Source organism: Ruegeria sp. CDSA034 (assembly GCF_059612275.1).
In genome coordinates, this window is record NZ_JBXWQH010000009.1 from 170,805 (window position 1) to 177,324 (window position 6,520).

The 6,520-nt window shown below is 53.6% G+C and carries 6 protein-coding genes and 1 pseudogene; 6 read left to right on the forward strand and 1 reads right to left on the reverse strand.

Annotated features, from left to right (window positions below; translation table 11 throughout):
• The 5 genes from ugpC (at nucleotide 1) to AC2FLJ_RS15570 (ending at nucleotide 3,835) form a co-directional block, all read left to right on the forward strand.
• Entirely contained in the window at nucleotides 1–1,056 is a 1,056-nt protein-coding gene (ugpC, locus tag AC2FLJ_RS15550; RefSeq protein WP_496697669.1) for a sn-glycerol-3-phosphate ABC transporter ATP-binding protein UgpC, read from the forward strand.
• Nucleotides 1,056–2,000 (forward strand): glycerophosphodiester phosphodiesterase family protein, encoded by a 945-nt coding sequence (locus AC2FLJ_RS15555; RefSeq protein WP_496697667.1) that lies wholly within the window; start codon nucleotides 1,056–1,058, stop codon nucleotides 1,998–2,000. The genes ugpC and AC2FLJ_RS15555 overlap by 1 nt, the downstream gene beginning before the upstream one ends.
• 190 nt (nucleotides 2,001–2,190) lie before the next feature.
• Nucleotides 2,191–2,610 (forward strand): hypothetical protein, encoded by a 420-nt coding sequence (locus AC2FLJ_RS15560; protein ID WP_496706630.1) that lies wholly within the window; start codon nucleotides 2,191–2,193, stop codon nucleotides 2,608–2,610.
• Nucleotides 2,607–3,137 carry a cupredoxin domain-containing protein gene (locus AC2FLJ_RS15565; RefSeq protein ID WP_496706632.1) on the forward strand — a complete coding sequence of 177 codons (531 nt, stop codon included), beginning with the start codon at nucleotides 2,607–2,609 and terminating at the stop codon, nucleotides 3,135–3,137. Before AC2FLJ_RS15560 ends, AC2FLJ_RS15565 begins: the two co-directional genes overlap by 4 nt.
• A complete protein-coding gene (locus tag AC2FLJ_RS15570) occupies nucleotides 3,134–3,835 on the forward strand; it encodes an RNA polymerase sigma factor (protein WP_496706633.1) in 702 nt (233 codons plus the stop codon). The genes AC2FLJ_RS15565 and AC2FLJ_RS15570 overlap by 4 nt, the downstream gene beginning before the upstream one ends.
• Nucleotides 3,836–4,069: 234 nt before the next feature.
• Here AC2FLJ_RS15570 and AC2FLJ_RS15575 read toward each other — a convergent pair whose 3' ends face one another.
• The gene (locus AC2FLJ_RS15575; protein ID WP_496706635.1) at nucleotides 4,070–5,236 is read right to left on the reverse strand and encodes a nucleotide sugar dehydrogenase; all 1,167 of its coding nucleotides are present in this window, start codon (nucleotides 5,234–5,236) and stop codon (nucleotides 4,070–4,072) included.
• Nucleotides 5,237–6,238: 1,002 nt separating this feature from the next.
• On the opposite strand from AC2FLJ_RS15575, the pseudogene AC2FLJ_RS15580 reads away from it, so the two are divergent.
• Nucleotides 6,239–6,520: pseudogene (locus AC2FLJ_RS15580) on the forward strand (sugar transferase); the annotation flags it as partial.

A 6,520-nucleotide genomic window follows, 5' to 3' on the forward strand; every position in this document is an offset into this window, starting at 1 on the left:
ATGGCAACAGTAACCCTAGAGAACGTCAAAAAGAGTTTTGGCCCGACGGATGTGATCCACGGTATTGATGTCAATATCGCAGACGGAGAGTTCATCGTGATCGTCGGCCCCTCGGGCTGCGGTAAATCCACGCTGCTGCGAATGGTGGCGGGGCTGGAAACGGTTACGTCCGGGGACATCCGGATAGGTGAGGAACGGGCCAACGACAAAGAGCCTATGGATCGGGACATCGCGATGGTGTTCCAGAACTATGCGCTCTACCCGCACATGTCCGTGCGTCAGAACATGGGTTACGGCCTGAAGATTGCCGGACTTCCCAAAGATCAGATCGATCAAAAGGTGACAGACGCGGCCAAGCTATTGCAGTTGGAACCTTTGCTGGATCGTAAGCCCAGACAACTGTCTGGCGGTCAACGCCAAAGGGTGGCCATGGGCCGTGCCATTGTCCGCGAACCAGCAGTCTTCCTGTTTGATGAGCCGCTCTCGAACCTCGATGCCAAACTGCGTGTTCAGATGCGCCTGGAAATCCGTGAGCTCCAGGAAAAGCTTGGAGTCACCTCCCTGTACGTTACGCACGACCAGGTCGAGGCCATGACGATGGCGGACAGGATGATCGTGATGAATGGCGGTATCGCCGAGCAGATTGGAACGCCACTGGAAGTTTACGAAACACCCAGAACTCTGTTCGCGGCGCAGTTTATTGGCAGCCCTGCGATGAACGTGTTTGATGCCCGCCGTGAAAACGGGACGGTCAAGATCGGAGAAATCGAGGTTGGCGCATCTCAGGGGCCTGATATCGCAGTAAAGTTGGGGATACGACCAGAGCATCTGTTGTTGGATGAAAACGGTCCGCTGGAAGCTACGATTCAGATTGCGGAACCGTTGGGGGCAAACACACTATTGCACGGTCAGCTCAAAGGCTCTGGCAGCGCGATTACGATAAGCCTTCCAGGTGTCCACCCAATCGAAGGCCAGCATCCGAACATGCGGTTTTCGATCACCTCAGAGAATATGCACCTGTTTGACCATTCAACCGGTGAAAGGCTGCAAAGCTGATGACGTTTCCACAGGTTGAAGCCTTTCGTGGCGGTGAAAACCTGATCCGGGTTGTGGGGCATCGGGGCGCACGCGGCGTTTTACCCGAAAACAGCATGATTGGCTTTGACTTTTCGCTGTCCATCGGCGTCCCGCTCCTGGAATTTGATGTCGTTCTGACCGCAGATAGCGTTCCGGTCATAACCCATAACCACCGACTGCACGCACCGACATTTCGAGACGCCGATGGTCGATTTTTGGTGGGAGAAGAACTAAAGGTTTCCTCGTTGACCGTCGAACAGATGCAGCAATTCGACATCGGACGGTTGGATGGGCATTCGGCCTATGGTCGTCGTTTCCCAGACCAGGCCCAAATGGACGGTGTTCGTGTTCCAACGCTGATGAACCTGCTGGAACTGGTCGATGACCCAAAATACCGCGATGCCTGTCTGATGCTCGAACTAAAGTCAGATCCTGATTTGGCACATGATGCGGTTTACAGACAGAGCTTCGTCGGCCGGGTTCTTCAAGACGTTCGCGCCAAGGGTTTGTCGTCGCGTGCGGTTCTGCACAGCTTTGACTGGAATCTCTTGGAAGAATGTCAGCGACAGGCCCCCGATATGCCGTCTTCGTACCTGACGCAGCTTCCCGATAACGCGGACGATGTGGGCGAGGATTCATCAAAAGCAGTTTGTCCGGACTTTCGCGGCCGTCGCGATGAAATTCCAAAGTTGGTCAAAGAAGCGGGCGGTGCTCTTTGGTGTCCGTATTTTGCGGATGTGACTGTTGAAAACGTGGTTCTTGCCAAGAAGCTGGGCCTGTGCGTCGCAGTGTGGACTGTCAATGAACACGAAGACATCGACAAGATGATTGATCTGGGCGTGGACGCAATCGTGTCTGACTATCCCGGACGGGTTCAAAGGCATCTGTCGGATTTGGGCATAAGGTGGAGTGCCATCCACTAGCAAAGCTAGTCTAGGCATGAACGTCGCAAACACATTCCTGATCACTCGGAAACCCCGCGCAGCTGCCCACAATACGGTTGGCCATCAAAAACCATCGAAGAAACTTGGGAACCTTTTCGCGCGCTGCGCATCCAATAACACAGGTGCCAATTGTGACGCACCGGATGTGAACTATGAAAAGGACAAGCCCATGACTAAAATCTCTGTGTCTGCAATCGGACTGTTGTTCGCCACCACAACGCTTGCCGCTGCGCATGACGAAAAGGCTCTTATGAATGCGCCCGCCGGTGATCCTTATGTGCAAGTGAGCGACGTGCTTCCTTTGCCGGAATTTATCCCGGGCCTTGGCACGCTGTTTGTAGACCCGGCCACCCTGCCCGCTGGTCCGTTCCTGGCTTATGATCGCGATGGGCAGTTGTCGGCAACGGTCTATATGACCCCGCTTGACGATCTGCAGAACGGAGTTTCATTCGACGGGCTGGGTCTGGGGTCGCACACTGTCAGTTCGACAGATGTTTACTTCAACGCCGGTCACCCCGGGGTGGAAAAGCCCCACGCACATGTCGTGCTGTTCCATGATGAGGGGGCAAAAGAACGGCTGGCCGAATGATCTGCACGCGACGCCATGCGCTGTGGCTCGCAGGTGGCGCGATCGCTACCTGCGCAGTCACACGATCATCAGGTGCACAAACAGTTATCAATGTTGAAATGCGCGGCAGCGCGCGTGGCGAGAGGGTCTGGTTTGATCCCTTGGGCCTGTCAGTGGCACCGGGCTCCACCATCCGTTTCACCAACCGAGACCCGGGAAACAGCCATACGGTGACCGCCTATCACCCCAAGTTTTATGACCGAATGCGTCGCATTCCTGCGGCGGCGGACCCCTGGGACAGCGACTTTCTGCTGCCCGATGCATTTTTCGAGGTCACTCTGACAGCTCCCGGGGTGTACGATTACTATTGCCTGCCCCACGAAATGGCGGCGATGGTCGGCCGCATTGTGGTGGGGACCCCCGCCGATGCGGGTTGGGAAGGAGCCTCGGAAGATCAAAGCGATGTATCCGATCAGGTTTTGGAGGCATTGCCATTGGCACAGGAAATAATCGCGAAAGGTAACATCAAGCGAAAGGACGGATCATGACGGTCGGGACAAGTCACGCGAAGGAAGCCCGATACGGAACAGCTAAATCCGAAGCAGAGCTTGTGGCCGGCGCCCGGAGCGGAAACGAAACGGCCGTCCGTGAACTTGTCCGTCGTCTGAACCCGCGTCTGTTCCGCGTTGCCCGAGGCATTGTTGATACAGAGGCCGAGGCCGAAGACGCGCTGCAAGAGGCCTATATGTCCGCTTTCAGCAAACTGGACAGTTTTCAGGAACGGGCAAGCTTTTCGACTTGGATAACCCGGATCGTCATCAATACCGCTCGCATGCAACGCAGACGTTTTCGGCCAGAGGAAGAGTACGACACTGTTGAGGAAACCCACCTGTCTCGGGTCCTGACATTTCCCGGTCAAAATTCGGAACTTCCCGATGCCGCCATAGGTCGGGCACAACTCCGCGGATTATTGGAAACCGCGGTTTCCGAACTGCCACCCGATATGCGCCTTCCGTTTTTGTTGCGGGAATCCGAAGATATGAGCGTTATGGCCATCGCCCGTGAGCTGCAGATCAATCCGATCACGGTAAAAACGCGCCTATTCCGCGCCCGTCGCCGACTGCGCTCAGCGCTTGAACGACAGGTTCGTGGTGGATTCGAAGCGATCTTTCCATTCGGAGGCAAGCGATGCGCAAATATGGCAAGCCGCGTGATCGTGCACCTGCGGGCTAACGGCCAACTCTGAGTGTCAACTAACCGGGGATCACGGAACCAACCAAAGCGGAAGATCTGATCTATCATCAATCTGGGCACGATGAACGGCCACACAAGATCCAAAGCAGACGGTCAAGTGATCCATCGGCTGTTAGCCAGTGATATCCTGCACTTTCATGACAAGCTCACACCAATTACGGTGGTTTTCGATGTCATACTGCCGGCCCTGTTCGTCAGCTATCGTGAAACACTTGATCTCGGGCGTTCAGTCAGCCCCAAAAAGATCGCGGGTGAAAACCTTAGCAGACACATCTGCGATCTCATCTGTCAGCCGGTTGGTCACGATCAGGTCCGCTTCGGCCTTAAAGGCTTCAAGGTCAGAGACTACCGGACTTCTGAAAAAATCATCGTCCTCTAGAACCGGTTCATAGACGATGACCTTGATACCCTTGGCTTTCAGCCGCTTCATGATCCCCTGGATCGAAGACTGTCGGTAATTGTCAGACCCCGCCTTCATCACAAGACGATAGATGCCGACCACTTTGGGATCTTTCATCAGAATCTGGTCGGACAAGAAATCCTTGCGGGTGCGGTTTGCGTCCACGATGGCGCGGATCAGGTTTTGCGGGACGTGGTTGTAGTTGGCCAGCAGCTGCTTGGTGTCTTTGGGCAAGCAATAACCGCCATAGCCAAAGGAAGGGTTGTTGTAATGCGCACCAATGCGCGGATCGAGGCTGATGCCTTGGATGATCTGACGAGTATCCATACCACCCGCCATTGCATAACTATCAAGTTCATTAAAGAACGCTACGCGCATCGCGAGGTAAGTATTGGCAAAAAGCTTGATCGCCTCAGCCTCATCCAGATTGGTAAACAGGATTTCGACATCATTCTTCCTTGCCCCTTCAAGGAGCAAATCCGCAAATACACGCGCCCGCTCAGAACGTTCGCCAACGATGATACGGGACGGGTACAGATTGTCGTAAAGCGCGCGCCCCTCACGAAGGAACTCGGGCGAAAAGATCACCTGTTCGGTCTCCATTCGGGCACGCAAGTCGCGCACAAAACCTACGGGAATAGTGGATTTGATAACGATCGTGGCGGTGAGATTCACTTGCAGAACTTCGGCCACAACGGCTTCGACACTGGACGTATCAAAGGAATTGGTCTTCGGATCATAGTTCGTGGGCGTCGCGACGATAACGTAATCCGCATCTTCATAAGCTGCGCTGCCATTTGTGGTGGCGCTGAGGCCCAGCTCGCGGGTGGCAAGAAGCTCTTCTAGGTCGGGATCTACAATCGGGCACTGGCCGTCGTTTACCATCTGCACGCGCGCCTCAGAGATATCGACCGCCGTAACCTCATTATGCTGCGCCAAAAGCACCGCATTGGACAGCCCCACATAACCGAGGCCAGCAACTACAATTTTCATGGCATTCATCCGAAGAAGACAGGAAGGTAAAAATACGCTGATCTTTTGTCGACTGGGTCTTGGGGGCGATTGTCGAAAAAACCACAGAGGATAACAGGAGCAATGAGCATCGCGCACAATCTCGAACAGTAAGAACTAACAGTGAAGTCTGCTTATAGATGCCTTTTGACCGAGACAACCCGGGACCTAATTTCGATACTAAAAAGCCTCCGGGTATGGCCTTTGTCAGATTTTAGTGCCGACTGATGTTGTCACATACCTTTCTTGTACAAATTGGGGGCTTTATCCGAGAGGTATCTGTCGAAGGTAGCGCCTCTGGGCCGGATTTCCGAGGCTTACCGGTCAAAGCTCTTGGCCATGAAGTTCTGACTGATGTACCTCACACCGAGCATCTTATTTAGACGCGGTTCCGGCCGTCGTTGGCTTAAGCTGCGTGGCATTCTTACGCGGCTGGATGACCTAATGCGGATACGATCGACGCAAACCATTATCCAATCAAAACAGATCGGCGAGGATCCTCCCCTTTTTTGCTGAGCTGTACGACGGTCAATTTACGGTCATGCGTTTTGCGGTGGAATAATAACTCACCACTTCCAGCTATCAGGATGGGTTCAGGTGGGGAATTCGTACCTACCCTTTTATGCAACATAGCAGGTGAAATGCATCGACATATGGGCCGAATCCGATTGACAACTATTGACAACCTCACGAAGAGCTTACTAAGCGATTAACGAAAACTCATCCCTCTTTGCGTGTGTAATAAAAGATTATGATCAGGTTCTATTGTAGAGATGTTTGATTCTAGTTTTTCTGAGGATGATAGCTCTGGTTCGATTGGTAAGCGTCGTTTTTCCAGCCCTTTTCGTAGTTTTGTGTTTCAGATTGTTAAGCGGGCGTTTGATCTTTTGATCAGTGCGCTTTTCCTGCTACCTTTGATGTCGTTATGCGGTGTACTTTTGTTGATATTGAACCCGTTCTGGAACAAGGGACCGCTTTTTTTTTGCGCAAGAGCGCATGGGCCAAAACTGCAAACCTTTCACGGCGTACAAGTTTCGCTCGATGCGCCCGGCTCGGAAGATCGAGCGCAGCGCGGATTGCCCGCTTGAGGAAGGCAGGATCACGCCGCTGGGCCGGTTCCTGCGTCGCAGCCGTCTGGATGAGTTACCACAAATCATCAATGTTTTCAAAGGTGATATGAGCCTGGTCGGACCTCGTCCGGATTACATTGAGCATGCGCGTATGTACTTGTTGCAGGTGCCTGGATACCAGGAACGTCACGACGTT